Here is a 17,880-nt window from a genome sequence, read left to right on the forward strand (position 1 = left end):
ATTGAAATTTTGGAGCGGGAAACGAGATTCGAACTCGCGACCCCGACCTTGGCAAGGTCGTGCTCTACCAACTGAGCTATTCCCGCTGATGCTTTCTGTTAAGAAAGTTGGTGGCGTCCCATAGGGGGTTCGAACCCCTGTTACCGCCGTGAAAGGGCGGTGTCCTGGACCACTAGACGAATGGGACATATCTTAAGCACTTTAAGAAAAAGTACTGTTAACTTTTTACTTGAAAATATGGAGCGGGAAACGAGATTCGAACTCGCGACCCCGACCTTGGCAAGGTCGTGCTCTACCAACTGAGCTATTCCCGCAACATTATTTCAGCAGCTTATCATAGCGGCTAAAATAATTGGCGTCCCATAGGGGGTTCGAACCCCTGTTACCGCCGTGAAAGGGCGGTGTCCTGGACCACTAGACGAATGGGACGCTACAACACTCAAAGCTTTACCTCAAATGCGGGGCGTATCTTATTCCCGTGACTGAATTTCGTCAAGCATTTTTTGAAAATAGATTTCCTATAAAATCAATTACTTCATTATCCCCACTTGTCTTCAACACTTAAGGAAATAATCAGCTATGAGTCAGACCTGAAATCAACACACTCCAATGAAGAGATATCTGGCCAAAACTGAAGAACCCCCCTTAATATAGAAGCTACACGTAACGTTTTTTCCTAAAGGAACTCTCAGATGAAGCCCATACTCTATGGAGCCCCTCTTTCACCTTATGTTCGCAAAATCAGATTATTACTCGCATTCAAAGAAGTTGAATACGAATCAAAAATGATTGTCCCGTACGCCACACCTGAAGGATACGAGCAATTAAACCCACTAAAAAGGGTGCCTGCGCTTGTTTATGGGGAGCATACTTTGGCTGATTCAGCTGTTATTGCTCACTTTTTAGATGCAACTTTTGCAGAAAAAAAGCTGATCCCTGAGAATCTTTTCCTGAAAGCCCGCTGCGAGTGGTTTGAAAAATACGCCGACTATGAACTCGCCTCACATACAACCTTTACCGCATTTAGCCAGAGGATTTTATCCCGGCTGGCCGGTAAACAGCCTGATGAAGAAGCGATCAATGTCGCCATTGAAAAGAAGCTACCTCCTCTGTTTGATTATCTTGAATCACAGTTAAATGGCTTATTTTTTGTCGATAACACACTAACACTTGCTGATATCAGTATCGCCAGTCAACTGATCTCTTTTGAGCACGCAGGCGAAAGCATCTGTGAAGAAAAATGGCCGAAGCTTTCTCAGTTTTACCAACACTTTACACAGTTAACGCCTGTAGCGCCGATACTGTCAGCGGAAAAAGCAATGTTAAGAAAGCTATTAGGGGCCTAAAACCAGCCAACCACTGCTGTTAGCCCGATTACCGGTAAGTCCATTCGATATTCATAACCTGGCCGCTACGTACATCAATGAACCACTTGCGGCCGTCAAAACGGTACACCAACCGCGTTACCGAGCAAGTGCGCCCTGAACCACAGCGGGTTTTGGTTTTATATTTTGTGATAGGTTTACCTAAATGTTCATAGACTTTGGAGAGTTCATCTCCTGAAGACAAAAGTTGCCCATTTGACAATCGTAAAGCAGATGCCTGACAGCTCAAAAGCAGCAGTAAAACCAATAGTATTTGACGCATATTCACTCCATCTTCCTTGATGATATGATTCAAGACTAAGACAAGGCCGCTTAATTCAACCTGACTTAAATCTGTTTTTTAGACGAGATAACTTCTACGAGATTATTCCTGCGCTTGTAAGAGCAGGAATAACTAATACCTTAGCCTCTTCTTTTGAAGTTTTCCACTAACGACCAACCAACGCATCAGTCAATGCGGCTCCAGCCTACATAGAGGCCAATGCTATCCATGCTATAGAAAAAGCCGATCCGCCAGCCAACCCTGCCCCAACAGCGCTACCACCGGCTAGCATCCCCCCCGACCACCATCGCACCGGACTCACCCAATTGCGAGATAAGAAACTAAAAATCCATCATGCGCCTGTGCAGCATCAGAAATATGAAATCAACATATAACTTTTCTTCATATGGAATTTCACTTATAAAAAAGGCCGCTCATTTAGAGAAGCCTTATAGTGGAAAATATGATAAATGATATACGACCTTACAGCCTTGCCACAGATTAAAAAAACAACCAGGCGTCGCTAGCTTACCCGTAAACTATTCATCAGCAACGAGTGGCAGTACAACCCGCAAATTAACCCCATCATCCCCTGATGTAATCGTCAGCCTCGCCCCTATGTATTCACAGCGTTCTTTGATTCCGAGTAGCCCATAACCCTTATGCCCCGGCGCACTATCATCAGAAGCATCCAGCCCTTGTCCATTATCTATGATGCTGAGCACTATCGCCTCTTCATCCGCATACAATGAGATGGATACCTCGGTGGCTAAAGCATGCTTCAAAATATTAGTTAACGCTTCCTGCACGATACGATAAAGATGAATGTCCGTTCCCTGAGGCATACTCACATCATCAATTGCCAGCGCCACTGCAACACCCATTTGACGCAAACTGCTCAACGTAGGGATCTGTTGTATGGATTGGCTCAACCCTACATCATCCAACTCAACTGGCCTTAGTGACATAATACGATCATAAACAGTGGCATACATATCAGACACCAACTGCTTAATTTTCGCGCTATGTTCTAATGCCGTACTCTCCATAGGAATTTTGTGCTCAAGCATTACTGTTTCAACTCTTACCGCTGTCAACAACTGCCCCAACTCGTCATGAAGCTCCTGAGCAAGATGACTCCTTTCCTGCTCCTGGCTCCTGATCAATTGATGCAGAATGGCGCGTTTTTCCTGCAGAGTCCGCTCCAACTTCTCATGACTCCCTTTTAACTCAAAGCGACGTACAAACAATTCATTAACAATAAGATCTATCTCTTCGCCTATATGGTTAAACTCCTGAATGGCTCCCCGCTGCCAGCCTAAACCTTTACCATTTTCAACAAGGTCTCGAATATACAACATCAGTTTTTGAAGTTGTTTATCAAGCGCTGCAGACAAAAAAGCAGCCACCGCAGCACTGACTAATAAGCCAATTAATGCTCCACTTACCAGTAGTTTCACAAACTGTTTTGCCAATGAGTTAATACTCAGCGCTGAAGCGGATAGCTCTACTACCAAACCGTCGCCATAAAGACTCAGGTTATCGGTAAATTTTTCTAGCTCATTACCGTCCAACCAGGGAGTAGATTCTTCTACAGGAGCCGTCTTTGATGAAACATATTCAGTAATGGCTACACCTGAAAACATCAGCTGCGCACTGCTCAGATCAACCACTGCACGGTTCACTAGTTGATTCAACAGCAAAGAGTTACCCGATAATTTTATGCCACCGATCATCCGTCCGATCACTTTTTGTTCAGCATTGGTCACTAAGTAGTCTTTAGCCAACAGTACTTGCCCACCGTTACGAAAAGCGTTCCACTCCTGACTGGCTTCTTCAGAGTATGCTTGGTAGACCTGCTGGCATATCTGCGAACCTATGTTAACCAAACGGCTTTTAATCAGATAGCACTGACTATTATCCAGCGAGCTTAATACAATAAACTGGTACCGATGCATTGATGTAGAATGCTCATTCCCCATGATCAACTGTCGCAATGCAACCTCAGCATGCTGCTCCATCTCTCGCTGCAGTGCATCAGATGTCACCAGACTATTTAACTCTTGATCAATTAATTGCAAATGAGTATTTAACTCGTAGCGAATGGCTGCAGCGCTCTGGGACAGTGAGGCTAATGTTTCATTTTTTAAGATCTGATTAGTAGAGTGGTAGGCATTCAAAGCAAAAACAGAAAGGAAGCCAGACAGCATCATTAAAAACAGCAAGAACGTCAGAGTACGGAAGCGCAAAACCATTAACGTTTGCTCCCGGAATAAACGAAAGCCTCCTTGATGTAGCGCTCGATCAGACTCTCGTCCATGTCCTTTGTCAGCAAACGAAAATCACCCGCATACACCTTGGGTACAGACTTTCCCAGCATATCCAGTCGAATGGCTTCTGCCATCGCGATACCACTTTGATCATTCACTCTCATTAACACAACATCCAGCAACCCATCCTTAAACGCATCCAGCTCGGCGAGACCACCTCCCCAGCCATTGATCGCCACATCAGACCGGCCAAGCTCATTGAGTGCGTCCAACGCACCGAAAGCAATATCCGTAGCACTCGCATAAATATATTTAAGATTTGGGTAGTTCTTTAACATTGCGAGCACCGACAATTTGGCCTTCGCTCTGCTTTCTTCAGTAAAATAGCTAATCTTCAACTGATGGTAGCTTCCTATTTCACGCTCAAATGTCAAACCGCGCTGATCACTAAGCACCCCCCTGCCCCAGAAAACAATACCGTACTCAGAATCTTGTGGAAAACGTTGTTTGAAATACTCAGCTAGCCTTTTAGCACCTTCGGCATGATCAAAACCTATATACATCAAGGGCTGCACATCGTACCAATCGGCAATCGGGCGAGTCAGGTTCTGAATAATAATCTTAGGTTTTGCTTGATGAAGCAAAGCCTCAACCATGCGCTGCTGACGAATAGAGTTAATGGTGTACACCAGATAATCCGGATCGCGCTCAAGCAACTCCATAATCTGAATTTCCTGACGTTCCTGCTCAACATGAGGCTTAGTGAAGCGAATATCCAGCGTGTAGTCTATGCCCAGATCATCCAGTCGCCCCCTCAACGCACTGAGACTCCGCTGCCAATAATCCGAGACCTGGATACCTGGATAAACAATCGCTATTCTTATCGCTTTTTTCTGGTGTAATACAGGGAACGGCGAAACATGCTCAACGAGAGCTTTAAACTCACTGTCATTGACCACCTGCGTAGCTGACCCGGCACTGTAAGAAATACTTAATAAGCAGGTTACGAAGAGTAACTTGATGCGATGTGTCAGGTGAAAAAATCCAATAAACTGTATCTTTATATCCATATATAAGCACTTTAAAAGAAATGAGGGTTTACTAAAAACAGTGTAACTTTCATTATTTTATAGTGTAACTTTGATTATTTTGCAGTGATATAGTTTATTTTATACCCAAACAGTCCTGCTCTACCCAAAAGCACACCGGCCATATACGTATTTGCCAGAAGCCATACTGATTAGCAGAAAGTCGTGATTTCAGATATATAAGTGCGTTTAAGACTTGTCAGCACGTAGCGATAAACCGCCACACAGGTATGGAAACTGCTGACAGAGCTTAACCAGATCTTCGGGACGGTCAACATCCCATAAAGTGAGCGGCTCATGCCAGCGAAAGGAAAGCGCTTGCAGCTGAGAGCGCGTCTGCTGCATCACCCTATCGCTGCCCCATTCAATATTTTCAAAAATACCACCGAATGAGGCTTCAACTGGGGCTCCAGTCGAGAGAACCGAGTCATAAAACTGCAGACCCACTAAGGTATAACCGCCATCAGCGGCGGGAATAAAAACCGCATCGTGGCTTTCAAGCGACAAACAACAGCGTTCTAAAATATCAGCATCTATTGCCGGACAATCGCTTCCTATCAATAGCGCGCCGCTTTGGTTTTCAGACAGCACGCTGAGCAATGCATTCTCCATACGCTCACCCAGATCCACGCCTTTTTGCACCCGATGAATTAAAGGATAACTGATGAGCAAATGATCGATTAAGGGGTGTGCGTTATTCTCTGGCGTGAACAGATAGATAGGAAAACACGCTGAGGCTACTGCACGCTGGATAGTATGCTCCAACAACAGTCCATGTAATTTTGCTGCACCTTCGGCTCCCAGTGCCGGGATTAAACGCGTTTTAGCCATGCCCGCAACAGGAGCCTTAGCAAAAATAATTAAAGCAGTACTCATTTACCCTGTTTCCCGACACGATAACCATAACGCTCTGCGAGCTTGTCAGGCGCCTCACCGCACCAATATGCCCACCTGAGTGACCACATTAAGACTATGGTTCGGATCGCCCCTTTTTGCTCCCAGCGACGCCCTGACGTGGTAACTTTTTGCCTGATACAGATCGGACGTACTTCGCTTAAAAGGCGCCGGGAAATTTCAATATCTTCCATCAGTGGCTGATCGGGGAATCCACCGACTTTATCGAACAGTGAGCGGCTAACAAATATCCCCTGATCACCGGTGGCAATACCTGTAACGCGAGAACGCATATTCATAAAAAATGCGACAATCGGCAACATCCAGTGCTGGCCGTCAATCGTCACATCAAACCGGCCCCAATAATCATATACGTCACGCTGAATAGGTAGTATTTTCATCAAGTTAGCGGGTACTTCAGTATCTATATGTAAAAACAATAACAACTCAGCCGACGAAGCCTGCGCTCCGGCATTCATCTGTTTTGCCCGGCCGGCCGGCGATTCCACAAGTTTATCCACCCACTCCCGAGCCAGATCCCTACCAGCATCCCGACTTCCGCCATCTACGATAATGAGTTCACACCGGGGCCGTAAGTATTGCAGCGCCTGCAACTTAGCGACAATAATCCGCGCCTCATCCAGCATGGGAATAATGATAGAGACAACGGGGCGGATCAGCGCTGCCATCAGGGCACCTGACGAGAAGAACGAAGCCTTTGCAAAGGCAACTTAAGTAAGGCAACAAAACCTAATCTCGCTTGCTGTCGATACTCAGACAAGCCTAATTGCATCTGTTGATGGTTATCCTTCGGTTCAACCGTATAGGTTGAAAACAGGCGGTCCCACACCGACAGAAAAAAACCATAATTACTATCCGTTTCTTCCTGATAGACAGAATGATGGATTCGGTGCATATCAGGAGTACAGATAATCCAACGAAGGGCGCTATCTATTCCCGATGGTATGCGGATATTGGCATGCGTAAAAATGGCTGACGCATTGAGTACAACTTCAAACGCGATAACGACCACAGGATCAATGCCAAATACGACAATGATGACTGCTTTGTAGATTAAAGATAAGAGGATTTCTACCGGATGAAAACGTAAAGCCGAGGTAACATCAAGGTCAAGATCCGTGTGATGCACCTGATGCAGACGCCACAGCACTGGCAATTTGTGGGTTACCCAGTGCTGCCCCCAAATTGCCATATCCAGTAATAAAAAGCCCAACACAGCAGAGATAGCCAGCGGCATCTGCAACCAATGAAAAAGCCCCAGTTGCTCTTGCTGAGCCCAAACAGCAGCACTCACTGCTATCGCGCCCACCGTCAAGCGCACGATGAGCGTATTGATCAGAATTATGGACAAATTTATACCCCAACGTGTCAGACGAGACTCCCGCCAGGCACGCTTAGGACGAAACCATTCAATCCCGGCACATATCAAAAATGCACTCAGAAAAAAGATCAGTCTAAATGTTGCCTCTTCCTGCACGTTTAACTCCGGCGCCATGTATGAAATCGAGCCAGCCACAGCATCACTTTTGGCGATACATGTGCCCGCTTCCACTCTCCGGCGGCATACTTATTCGCTTCCGAAAAAGTCGGGTAAGTATGAATCGTGCCGAGTATTTTATTTAAACCAATGCCATATTTCATCGCCAATACAAACTCTGCCAACAATTCAGCACTGTGCTTACCGACAATAGTCACACCGAGGATTTTATCTTTTCCAGCGAGCGTAATAATCTTAACAAAGCCATGATTATCGCCATCCGCAATAGCACGATCAAGATCATCAATTCCATAACGCGTTACTTCATAGTCTAAACCTTGCGACCTTGCTTCACTTTCACTCACACCAACGCGTGCTACTTCAGGGTCTGTAAAGGTCACCCACGGGATAACCCGATAGTCTGCCTTAAAGCGTTTAACACCACTAAACAGTGCATTAACCGCTGCGAACCACGCCTGATGCGCTGCTACATGCGTAAACTGAAAAGGTCCGGTAACATCACCGCATACGTAAACATTAGGAAAACGAGTCTGCATAAAGCCGTTACAGTCCAGTGTTCCATTTTTTCTGCTTTCGATGCCTAATTTTTCGAGACCGAAACCGCTGGTATTTGCTTCCCGACCCAGCGCTAGCAGCAACTTATCAAATGGCAACTCGATAACCTCTCCAGCCTGCTCAACCAACAGATAAGCCTGCCCGTCACGTACGATCACTTCTTTGGCGGTACCCGACAGATAAAGAGCGATGCCTTCCTCTGTAAATTGTTGCTCTACCAGCGCTTGCGCTTCCTGATCTTCTCGTGGCATCAAGTGAGCGGGTCGCTGCACGATGCTCACCTCACTCCCGAGCCGTGCAAACGCCTGGGATAACTCACAACCGATAGGCCCGCCGCCTAATACGACAAAACGTTTCGGCAGCTCGTTAAGCTCCCACAAACTGTCAGACGTCAGATAATCGACCTGATCCAATCCTGGAATATCAGGAATACGCGGGCGTGCGCCTGTCGCAATGATGACAGACTTCGCTGATAAGGTTTGCTGCTCACCATTGTCCTGGGTGACTGACACTTCCCATGGAGAAACAATGTTGGCCGTTCCCTGAATAACATCCACACCCAAGTTGGTATAACGCTCGACCGAGTCATGTGGTTCAATCTGTTGAATCACATTTTTGATGCGTGCCATTACCGCCGGGAAATCGACGTCAGGCTCAACCGACTGAATTCCAAACTGGCCAGCCTGTCGCATCTCGTATGCTTGTCGCGCAGAACGGATTAATGCTTTAGATGGTACACACCCTGTATTCAGGCAATCGCCACCCATCTGATGTTTTTCGATCAAGGTAACCTTGGCTTTCACGGCGGCAGCAATATAGGCACTCACCAAACCACCACTACCGGCACCAATCACAATCAGGTTAGTGTCAAATCTTTTCGGTTTATTCCAGCCTTTATACACCTTGCGGGCCTTTAGCGTTTCTACAATTTTCCGGGCAATCAGGGGAAAAACTCCGAGTAACGCAAATGCACCAATAATCTCGAAAGATAAAATACCCGATAAAGAATCAATTTTAGCCAATTGCGTACCGGCGTTAACGAAAACCAAAGTCCCCGCCAGCATCCCTAACTGGCTCACCCACCAAAATGTTTTGGCAGGCATACGTGTAAGCCCCATTAACAAATTGATCATAAAGAAAGGGAAAATAGGTATCAGGCGTAGAGTAAACAGATAGAAAGAACCGTCCTTTTCAACGCCTGCATCTATCGGTGCAATAGAGGCCCCGAATTTACGGCGTACCCAGTCACTGATCAGGTAACGCGATGCCAGCATTGCCAGGGTAGCGCCTAAGGTTGAAGCAAACGAGATCAGAATACCGCCCCATAATAAGCCAAAAAGTGCACCACCGGCTAATGTCATGACCACGGCGCCGGGAATCGACAGCGCCGTCACCAGTACATAAAACACAAAAAAAGCGACACTAGCTCCGACTGGATGTAGATCGCGCCATGTTATTAAGGCGGCTTGCTGTGATTTAAGGTTTTCCAGCGTCAATAGCGAAAAACCACCTGCCTGCCAGGTAATCAGCAACGTAATAACAATTAAAAATATAACGAACAAGCGCTTCATCGGTTACTCCCGATATAATTATTTGAAGACGTGGCAAACTCAACATTCACAAGTCGTTCGAGACTTGCTGTTGAGTGACGAAGTACTCTTTTACGCCAGGCGCTTTAGCCTGTAGCTGTAGCTGTAGCTGTAGCTGTAGCTGTAGCTGTAGCTGTAGCTGTATAAGTCTGCTCAAGCATTCAGCGCGCCGCCACAACTTGACCCCTGACCAGCAGTACAGCCATAGCAGTGATCACCGATACGTATAGCACTTTCCGGCAGGCCGTTCTCGAGCAAGCTATCCAAATGAACAGGATCACGGCTACTGCCTAACGGCATTTTCAGTTGCTGATTAAAATCGCAATCATGCACATAACCTTGCCAGTCAACTGAAATGAGCGAGCGACACATCAGGCTATCCAGTGTCGTCGTATTGAAAGAATTGCGCAGCAATTCCATATAAGGAATAAAGGCATTTTTAGAAATTAAGGTACTACCAAAACGTTGAATCGGCATATTCGCCAATGTAAACAGGTTAGAAAACTGTACGCCATAACGCGCATTTAATTCATATTTATAATCAGCCTCTAACGCCTGCTGCTCTGGAGGTAAAACGGGGCCTTGAGGGTTATAAACGAGATTCAGCACCTTGCCGCTCCCTTCCTGTGCGTACCCCAGCTGATTGAGTTGTTTCAGCCCATCAATACTCGCCAGAAAAACACCGTCTCCGCGTTGAGCATCAACATTATCTTCAAGGTAGCAAGGCAGTGACGCAACGACTTCCACGTCGTGTTCAGCCAGGAATTCTGCGAAATCTTCATAACCCGGCTCACAGAGAATCGTAAGATTACAGCGGTCAATAACCTTTACGCCCAATTTTCGAGCGGCAATAACCAAGCGCTTAAAATGCTGATTCATTTCAGGCGCCCCCCCTGTCAGATCGAGCGTTGTGATGCCGAATTTTTCAATGAAATCCAACATCAACTGCATCGTTGCCCAATCCATCTCTTCGGTGCGTTTTGGACTAGCCGCCACATGACAATGGAGACAAGATTGATTGCAGCGATAACCCAAATTGGCCTGTAGCGTGTCTAATTGAGTCCGCTGTATGGAGGGAAAATCTGTCTGAATCAGGTGTGGCAACATGTCATGCATTTAAAAATCCTTCGTTAGACGTAAGCTGTTATTAGATATAGTCGACTGAAACACCGAAACCTTACACTTTTTTAAAAAAATATTTGTTATCTATTACAAGACAGCGATAGCTATCATGACATAACAAGCTGAAACGAAAATGAAATTAAATGAAATTGTTTGAGGTAATTTAAATGAAATAAGCTTTGGTCTTCATCTTCCCGGACGCTTCGATGACGATATCGCAACCCGACCAGTCCGTATCCGCAATCGCTTTGTTATGGCTCACGGTTAACGATTTCTCACCCACAAAGATACGATAGCCTTGTGCCCGTGCTTCATACTGCCAACGCCCATGCAGCACGTAACGCTAAACGCCCGATACGCCCAAAACCATTGATGCCTACTTTAAGCGTCATTTTAAAACCTATAGCGCTGATTTCTAAGCTCGCTTTTATACTGACTTATACTCTCGACTTTACTCTCAATTATGCGCTCGCAAACCAGGCTTCAACCTCTGCCCGATGCGGAATAGACCCGGAGTGCACCAGTTGCTCATCGATAACAACAGCCGGGGTGCTCATCACGCCATATCCCATAATAGCAGCAGGATCTGTCTCTTTCATGACAACGACCTCGACACCGGCCTCGGCCGCCAAACGGGTGATAATTTCTGCGGTTTTCTCGCATTTACTGCAGCCAGAACCCAATACTTTAATTGTTTTCATGTGACTATTCTCTCTGGTTTTGTTGAAAAATATATTGATAAGGACTTCTATAAAAGCCGTGTTACGAGCCCTGTTTAAAAGGCGTGTTTGTAAGCCATGGTTAAAGACATACAATTAAGCTGATAATAAAAGTAACCCAACACCATTAAAAATCCACCCTACCAACGTAAAAGCAAACAGCAACAAGCAAAATAAAATAGCTAACAGTTTCCACTGCATCACCTGCTTTAACAAAATAAATTCAGGAGAACTGGCAGCAACCGTACTCATACAAAATGCCAATGTAGTTCCGACCGGCAAGCCTTTATTAATGAGGCTTTCCATCACAGGGATAACACCGGTGGCATTCGAATACAGGGGTATACCTAAACCAACCGCAGCGGGCACAGACCACCATTGTCCTTGGCCTAAGTGCTGTTCAAACCACCCTTCCGGTACAAACCCGTGTAACGCCGCTCCCAAACCAACACCTACAATCACCCACTTCCAGACGCGGCTGAAAATATCGACCAGCTCATCTTTTGCAAACTGATGCCTTTCCGCCATATTTAACCGTCGACGTTCGCCCTTAACGTCAGCTTGTTTGGCTTCAATGTAAGCTTTCGCCGCAAAAGGTTGCAGCATTTTTTCTGCTCTAATAAGATCCAGAAAAATACCACCAAAAACGCCAACAGAGATGCCGACTGCAATATATATCAAGGTAAATTTCCAGCCCAGCAGGCTACCCAGCAACACGATTGCGACTTCATTAATCAATGGCGAGGTCAATAAAAATGACATGGTGATCCCGACAGGGATACCCGCCGATGTAAACCCCAGAAAAAGAGGGATACTGGAGCAAGAACAAAAAGGAGTGACCGCGCCAAAAAGAGAACCCATAACATAACCAACAAAGCGGCTTTTGCCCACCAGCCAGGCACGTACCGATTCAATATTCATTGAAGCTCGCAGCAAAGCTATCAGATAGATCATCACGATCAAAAGCGCAAAGATCTTAGTGGTATCCTCGACAAAAAAATGCAGCGCATCACCCATTTTAGTCGATGCACTTAATCCCAACAGGTCATAAACCAGCCAATTTGCTAATAAGGTAAAAACTTCCAGCATGTCGTTTCCTCAAAGATTCGTACTACGATACCCCGTAAACCCGATCACCCCGGGCTCCCGGGTTGAAGTCAACAGATCCGATAATTATTTACTTAATTAGCATAACCTGATCCACTACGCTCAACATTGACTCAAGCCATTCTTCGGTTAATAAATGCAACAACTAAACCAGAGAGGAATTTTTCGTCATTTAACAGCCAAAACAATGTATTTCATTCAAAGATTGCACTAATAGGAAAATTATTCTTTGTCTTTCGGCCCTGCTCGAATAAAATACAGTTCGCTTTCACTCTTATTACGGAGTTGAATTTCATTCAATGCGTTATTTACGCGCTCTGCAACGGTTGGAGAATTACGACGTTGTCATCGAACGGTAAAATCACATTACAAGGGTTTAACAACCTAACCAAAAGCCTGAGCTTCTGCATCTACGATGTTTGCTATGCGCAAACAGCAGAGCAGAAAGCTGAATATATTGAATACATTGACGAGCAATACAATGCTGATCGCCTCACTGAAATTTTAAGTGAGGTTTGCGATATCATTGGTGCCAACATCCTCAATATTGCACGCCAGGATTATGAACCTCAAGGCGCCAGCGTTACAATCCTGGTTGCAGAAGAGCCCCTTAAAGACCCGGAAGATGTTGATAAAACAGAGCAGCCCGGTCCGCTTCTGCCTGATTCTGTTGTGGCTCATTTAGATAAGAGCCATATCTGTGTGCATACTTATCCGGAAAGTCACCCTGATGATGGTATTTGCACATTCCGTGCTGATATTGAAGTATCTACCTGCGGCATCATCTCGCCACTAAAAGCGCTGAACTATCTGATCCACAAACTGGAATCCGATATTGTCACGATTGATTATCGTGTACGTGGCTTCACCCGTGATATTAAAGGCGTGAAACACTATATTGACCACGATATTAACTCTATCCAGAACTTCATCACTCAGGATATCCGTGACCAATATCAGATGCTGGATGTAAATGTGTACCAGGAAAATATTTTCCATACCAAAATGATGCTGAATGACTACGATCTGGATCAGTATCTATTTGGTACTACACGTAATAATTTAGCGGAAGCTGAAGCGGAAGAAGTGTCTGAGCGTCTTTTCAAAGAAATGAACGAGATTTTCTATGGCCGAAACATGCCGGATATGAAAAATCATAAGCATTGACGCGCTCACTGAGCACAATCCATAATTAAACCACATATTAAAACCACACAAAAAGGTCAGTTGCTAAAACAACTGGCCTTTTTTATGTAAAGACAATAACTCCGAACACCATCCTCCCGACTCCTTGCTTCGCATAAAAAAATGCACCAAATGCCAGAAAACATCATATTCCAAATAAATATATGGTTATAATGAAATATATTCAGGGTTATCAATAACGCCTTTTTGTAGCGACTAGGCACACACCACATCCATACACAAGGACCAGCAGCATGCTGAAACGGTATTTCCCGATTCTGGAATGGGTGAGAATTTACGATCTCAACATGCTCAGCAGCGACCTGATTGCCGCGCTGATCGTTACCATTATGCTAATACCGCAATCACTGGCCTATGCTTTACTGGCAGGCTTACCCGCAGAAGTCGGCTTATATGCCAGCATTTTACCTCTGATTGCTTATACCGTTTTTGGCACCAGCCGCGCGCTGGCCGTCGGGCCGGTAGCCATCGTGTCATTAATGACAGCCGCCGCCGTTGGAAATATTGCTCAGCAAGGGACAGACGCCTATGTGCTCGCGGCAATAACACTCGCCTTTATCTCTGGTGTGATATTGCTCTTGATGGGATTTTTCCGACTGGGATTGTTTGCAAATTTTCTCAGTCATCCTGTCATATCCGGTTTTATTAGCGCCTCCGCTATTATTATTGCCGCCAGCCAGTTAAAACATATCTTCGGCGTAGAAACGAGCGGCCACAATTTATCAGATATTCTGCTCGGACTGAGCAAGCAACTGGAACATATCAACATACCCACGTTTATCATTGGTATCAGTGCTGTCATCTTCCTGTTCTGCAGCCGCACATACCTTAAAACCGCCCTACTGGATATGGGCGTAAAAGCACGACTTGCCGACATTATCGGCAAAACAGGACCGGTACTGGTAGTGATAATCACAATCCTGACCACATGGATCGGTGATTTAGAAAATCAGGGTGTCAGGGTGATTGGAGATATACCGCAAGGCCTGCCTTCACTTACGCTCCCTCAGCTTGATGCAGAGATCTGGCAACAACTCTTCATCTCGGCCTTGCTGATCAGTATCGTTGGGTTTGTCGAGTCGGTATCGGTTGCGCAAACACTCGCGGCTAAACGGCGTCAGAGAATTTCACCTGATCAGGAATTAATCGGCCTTGGTGCATCCAATATCGCCTCTTCTCTCTCTGGGGGCTTCCCCGTTACCGGCGGCTTTTCTCGCTCCGTCGTCAACTTTGAAGCGGGAGCAGAAACCCCGGCAGCAGGCGCTTTTACAGCGGCGGGCATTGCCTTAGTGACATTATTTCTGACACCCCTCATTTTTTTCCTGCCTAAAGCCACTCTCGCCGCTACCATTATCGTTGCTGTCTTATCACTCGTCGATCTGGCTGCACTCAAACGCACCTGGATCTATTCTAAGAGAGATTTTTCAGCAATGTTGGTCACCCTGATAATGACGCTTACGCAAGGCGTAGAGCTGGGCATTATTGCCGGTGTAGCCCTCTCCATATTTCTACATCTGCACCGAACCAGCACACCGCATAGCGCACTGGTCGGCAAAGTCCCCGGAACGCAGCATTTTCGCAATATAGACAGGCATGAAGTTGACACTCAAAAACATATGTTAACCTTACGTATCGACGAAAGCCTTTACTTCGCCAATGCACGCTATCTGGAAGACAGGATATATGCATTAGTTTCCCTCAACCCTGCCGTAAAACACCTGATACTGATGTGCCCTGCCGTCAATCTCATTGACGCCTCAGCTTTAGAAAGTCTTGAGGCCATCAATGCTCGCCTTAAAGACAGCGAGGTTCTTTTCCACCTCTCGGAAGTAAAAGGTCCTGTCATGGATAAATTAAAACGCAGTCATTTTCTGAATGACCTGACAGGCCAGGTCTTTCTCAGTCAATATGATGCGTGGGAAGCATTACGCAACACAGCAGAAACTGCGTCTTTAGATGTATAAAAACACGCCTTTTAGCGCATTGTTAACTACAGCATAAAGGCTCACATTATCCTGTCATACCTTGATCCTGAAGGCTGGGGCAGATGCGGTTTTATAAATCAGTACACGACAAAAACTTAATCACACTATTAAGCGTATTTCTTACTTTGTTACTGACCGTGTATGTCCAACTGACACATGCCGCCACTCATACTGACAATCATACTGTTAATCAAAACACTAAAGATACGCTACCCATCACCGCTCTCTTTCCAAAAAACACTCGTATAGGCGACAAGCAAACAGACCTTCCGGTGTACCCTGTATATCAATTAGATCAGCTACTGGGTTATGCATGGCTCTCGGATGAGATCAACGATCTTGCCGGATTCTCAGGCCGCCCAATCAGGCTACTCATAGGCCTGCAAGCCGATGGGACCTTCAGTAAAGTGATTGTAATAGAGCACCACGAGCCGGTGTTTTTACATGGCCTTGGCAATGAAGCACTTGATCAGTTTGTCGCGCAATACTCAGGGCACTCGATCAAACAGCAGGTGATCATATCCAGCGCGCAAAAAAACAAAGCAAGTAGCGGATCTGCAGGGGCGGTTTTTTTCGACGGCGTCACCAAAGCAACTATCTCGGTGATGATTGTCAATGATGTCGTACTGTCCACCGCACTGCAGGTAGCACGTGACAAACTGGAAGGCTTTTCGCTTCCAGCGCAATCAGCGCTGCTGGAAAAAGATGTCGAAATAATGGACTGGCCAGCACTGCTCTCATCAGGACTGGTTCACCAGTGGTTAGTCTCCGGCGACGAAGCCTTTCAGTCACTTGGGCGTAAATATTCTGATTATATGCATCTGTTTGATAGCGATGATGATCCGGACTCTTTTACTGAGCTCTATTACGCTTACCTAAATGCCCCTGATGTCGGCATCAGTCTACTTGGAGAGGCCTCCTACACCAGACTTATGGCGGATCTACCAGCCGGTGATCATTTAATCTGGATTGCTTCCAATGGGCTATATCGCCATATTTCAGACGATTTCATGCCAGGCACGGTACCTTCCCGCATATCAATGAGCCAAGGGGGCCTGAATACTGAAATTAAAGACACGAATACATCGGCCGAACTGAAAAACATAGTCGCTGACAATGCACCGCAGTTTTCAGAAAGCTCCATTTTCAGAATCAAAGATATCTCTAATTTTAATTTAGGGGGCGAAACAGCAATAAAACTGAATATTAATCTACCACGCAACCACCTGATTACCGACTCACTCGCGTTAACAGATCACTACCAACTTCCTGATTCACACTGGACAGCCATCGAAGTTAAGCAGCAAACAGCCACCCCGCTCTGGTTAAGAATCTGGCTGGACCGAATTCCGCAAATTCTTACCTTAGTGATATCACTCATCATTCTGATAACCGTTTTTATAAAACAAGATAAACTCAGTCGTAACGCGCTACGTATGCATCAGTTTCGCTGGGCTTATCTATGGTTTACACTGTTATTCACCGGCTATTACGCACAGGGGCAACTATCCGTTGTAAATATTTTCACCCTGCTACACGCCATAAAAGACGGTTTTGATCTCACTATATTTCTGCTTGACCCGGTTATTTTCATTCTCTGGATTGTCACTTTCGTTAGTCTGTTTATCTGGGGACGAGGTCTGTTCTGCGGCTGGCTATGCCCTTTTGGCGCACTTCAGGAAATGGCATCCTGGTGCGGAAAAAAACTCGGAATAAAACAGATTCGCATATCGGAAAATAAGCACAGAAAATTAATTTACCTGAAATACCCGATACTGCTGGGACTAATAGCCGTGTCATTTTATGAATTAAGCCTGGCGGAAAGGCTCGCTGAAGTGGAGCCCTTCAAAACCAGCATCACGTTAGTCTTTGTCAGGCACTGGCCATTTGTGCTGTATGCGCTGGCGCTACTCGTAGGCGGCATGTTTATCCACAAATTCTACTGCCGTTACCTGTGTGCATTAGGCGCAGGATTAGCCATCATTGGCGCGTTAAGACGCTTTGAATGGTTAAAACGTATCCCCTTCTGCGGTACTCCCTGCCAAACCTGCCATCACCGCTGTGAAATCAAAGCGATAAAACGCGATGGCGCCATCGACTACAATGAGTGTGTACAGTGTCTGGAGTGTATTGTGATTTTGAACAGTGAAGATCAATGTGCGGATAAATTATTGAAGCG

The 17,880-nt window shown here is 45.7% G+C and carries 15 protein-coding genes, 4 tRNA genes and 1 pseudogene; 4 read left to right on the forward strand and 16 right to left on the reverse strand.

Features of this window, described 5'->3' with window-relative positions; genetic code table 11:
- Positions 1-10: 10 nt before the first annotated feature.
- The 4 genes from ABY436_RS13690 to ABY436_RS13705 all read right to left on the reverse strand — a co-directional run bounded on the left by ABY436_RS13690 (position 11) and on the right by ABY436_RS13705 (position 429).
- Positions 11-86 (reverse strand) — tRNA-Gly (locus ABY436_RS13690).
- Between the two features lie 25 nt (positions 87-111).
- A tRNA-Glu gene (locus ABY436_RS13695) sits at positions 112-187 on the reverse strand.
- Between the two features lie 51 nt (positions 188-238).
- Positions 239-314 (reverse strand) — tRNA-Gly (locus tag ABY436_RS13700).
- Positions 315-353: 39 nt separating this feature from the next.
- Positions 354-429 (reverse strand) — tRNA-Glu (locus tag ABY436_RS13705).
- A 263-nt stretch (positions 430-692) separates the two neighbouring features.
- On the opposite strand from ABY436_RS13705, the gene ABY436_RS13710 reads away from it, so the two are divergent.
- On the forward strand, positions 693-1,346 hold the full coding sequence (locus ABY436_RS13710) for a glutathione S-transferase family protein (RefSeq protein ID WP_372739519.1): 654 nt from the start codon (positions 693-695) through the stop codon (positions 1,344-1,346).
- A gap of 28 nt (positions 1,347-1,374) precedes the next feature.
- Here ABY436_RS13710 and ABY436_RS13715 read toward each other — a convergent pair whose 3' ends face one another.
- The 12 genes and pseudogenes from ABY436_RS13715 to ABY436_RS13770 all read right to left on the reverse strand — a co-directional run bounded on the left by ABY436_RS13715 (position 1,375) and on the right by ABY436_RS13770 (position 12,492).
- Complete coding sequence (locus ABY436_RS13715) at positions 1,375-1,647, reverse strand: hypothetical protein (RefSeq protein ID WP_372739520.1); 273 nt, start codon at positions 1,645-1,647, stop codon at positions 1,375-1,377.
- A gap of 539 nt (positions 1,648-2,186) precedes the next feature.
- Entirely contained in the window at positions 2,187-3,902 is a 1,716-nt protein-coding gene (locus tag ABY436_RS13720) for a sensor histidine kinase (RefSeq protein ID WP_372739521.1), read from the reverse strand.
- Entirely contained in the window at positions 3,902-4,987 is a 1,086-nt protein-coding gene (locus tag ABY436_RS13725; RefSeq protein WP_372739522.1) for a substrate-binding domain-containing protein, read from the reverse strand. Before ABY436_RS13725 ends, ABY436_RS13720 begins: the two co-directional genes overlap by 1 nt.
- 207 nt (positions 4,988-5,194) lie before the next feature.
- Complete coding sequence (locus ABY436_RS13730; protein WP_372739523.1) at positions 5,195-5,881, reverse strand: TIGR04282 family arsenosugar biosynthesis glycosyltransferase; 687 nt, start codon at positions 5,879-5,881, stop codon at positions 5,195-5,197.
- Positions 5,878-6,588, reverse strand: coding sequence for a TIGR04283 family arsenosugar biosynthesis glycosyltransferase (locus tag ABY436_RS13735; protein ID WP_372739524.1), 711 nt, complete (start codon positions 6,586-6,588; stop codon positions 5,878-5,880). The genes ABY436_RS13730 and ABY436_RS13735 overlap by 4 nt, the downstream gene beginning before the upstream one ends.
- Positions 6,588-7,436, reverse strand: coding sequence for a sterol desaturase family protein (locus ABY436_RS13740; RefSeq protein WP_372739525.1), 849 nt, complete (start codon positions 7,434-7,436; stop codon positions 6,588-6,590). Before ABY436_RS13740 ends, ABY436_RS13735 begins: the two co-directional genes overlap by 1 nt.
- Positions 7,400-9,544: an FAD-dependent oxidoreductase gene (locus ABY436_RS13745; protein ID WP_372739526.1), complete on the reverse strand. Its 2,145-nt coding sequence runs from the start codon at positions 9,542-9,544 to the stop codon at positions 7,400-7,402. Before ABY436_RS13745 ends, ABY436_RS13740 begins: the two co-directional genes overlap by 37 nt.
- A gap of 46 nt (positions 9,545-9,590) precedes the next feature.
- Positions 9,591-9,719, reverse strand: coding sequence for a hypothetical protein (locus ABY436_RS13750; RefSeq protein ID WP_372739527.1), 129 nt, complete (start codon positions 9,717-9,719; stop codon positions 9,591-9,593).
- Complete coding sequence (arsS, locus tag ABY436_RS13755; RefSeq protein ID WP_372739528.1) at positions 9,716-10,678, reverse strand: arsenosugar biosynthesis radical SAM (seleno)protein ArsS; 963 nt, start codon at positions 10,676-10,678, stop codon at positions 9,716-9,718. The genes ABY436_RS13750 and arsS overlap by 4 nt, the downstream gene beginning before the upstream one ends.
- A gap of 181 nt (positions 10,679-10,859) precedes the next feature.
- Positions 10,860-11,076, reverse strand: a pseudogene (locus ABY436_RS13760) (type I glyceraldehyde-3-phosphate dehydrogenase); the annotation flags it as partial.
- A gap of 69 nt (positions 11,077-11,145) precedes the next feature.
- Positions 11,146-11,385, reverse strand: coding sequence for a thioredoxin family protein (locus ABY436_RS13765; RefSeq protein WP_372739529.1), 240 nt, complete (start codon positions 11,383-11,385; stop codon positions 11,146-11,148).
- Between the two features lie 114 nt (positions 11,386-11,499).
- Positions 11,500-12,492, reverse strand: a complete 993-nt coding sequence (locus tag ABY436_RS13770; protein WP_372739530.1) for a permease — start codon at positions 12,490-12,492, stop codon at positions 11,500-11,502.
- A gap of 360 nt (positions 12,493-12,852) precedes the next feature.
- Here ABY436_RS13770 and speD point away from each other — a divergent pair, with 360 nt between their 5' ends.
- From speD to ABY436_RS13785, 3 genes are all read left to right on the forward strand, one after another.
- Positions 12,853-13,677 (forward strand): adenosylmethionine decarboxylase, encoded by an 825-nt coding sequence (gene speD / locus ABY436_RS13775; RefSeq protein ID WP_372739531.1) that lies wholly within the window; start codon positions 12,853-12,855, stop codon positions 13,675-13,677.
- A 272-nt stretch (positions 13,678-13,949) separates the two neighbouring features.
- Complete coding sequence (locus ABY436_RS13780) at positions 13,950-15,680, forward strand: SulP family inorganic anion transporter (RefSeq protein ID WP_372739532.1); 1,731 nt, start codon at positions 13,950-13,952, stop codon at positions 15,678-15,680.
- Between the two features lie 83 nt (positions 15,681-15,763).
- On the forward strand, positions 15,764-17,880 hold a 2,117-nt coding region (locus ABY436_RS13785; RefSeq protein WP_372739533.1), incomplete at its 3' end, for a 4Fe-4S binding protein.

The organism is Neptunomonas sp. (assembly GCF_041601355.1).
In the GTDB taxonomy this organism is placed as follows: domain Bacteria; phylum Pseudomonadota; class Gammaproteobacteria; order Pseudomonadales; family Balneatricaceae; genus Neptunomonas.

Coding starts and splice junctions, on each gene's coding strand:
- ABY436_RS13770 (WP_372739530.1), bottom strand. CDS start 12,492: ATGCTGGAAGTTTTTACCTTATTAGCAAATTGGCTGGTTTATGACCTG.
- arsS (WP_372739528.1), bottom strand. CDS start 10,678: ATGCATGACATGTTGCCACACCTGATTCAGACAGATTTTCCCTCCATA.
- ABY436_RS13730 (WP_372739523.1), bottom strand. CDS start 5,881: ATGAGTACTGCTTTAATTATTTTTGCTAAGGCTCCTGTTGCGGGCATG.
- ABY436_RS13765 (WP_372739529.1), bottom strand. CDS start 11,385: ATGAAAACAATTAAAGTATTGGGTTCTGGCTGCAGTAAATGCGAGAAA.
- ABY436_RS13715 (WP_372739520.1), bottom strand. CDS start 1,647: ATGCGTCAAATACTATTGGTTTTACTGCTGCTTTTGAGCTGTCAGGCA.
- ABY436_RS13780 (WP_372739532.1), top strand. CDS start 13,950: ATGCTGAAACGGTATTTCCCGATTCTGGAATGGGTGAGAATTTACGAT.
- ABY436_RS13710 (WP_372739519.1), top strand. CDS start 693: ATGAAGCCCATACTCTATGGAGCCCCTCTTTCACCTTATGTTCGCAAA.
- ABY436_RS13720 (WP_372739521.1), bottom strand. CDS start 3,902: ATGGTTTTGCGCTTCCGTACTCTGACGTTCTTGCTGTTTTTAATGATG.
- ABY436_RS13745 (WP_372739526.1), bottom strand. CDS start 9,544: ATGAAGCGCTTGTTCGTTATATTTTTAATTGTTATTACGTTGCTGATT.
- ABY436_RS13725 (WP_372739522.1), bottom strand. CDS start 4,987: ATGGATATAAAGATACAGTTTATTGGATTTTTTCACCTGACACATCGC.
- ABY436_RS13735 (WP_372739524.1), bottom strand. CDS start 6,588: ATGGCAGCGCTGATCCGCCCCGTTGTCTCTATCATTATTCCCATGCTG.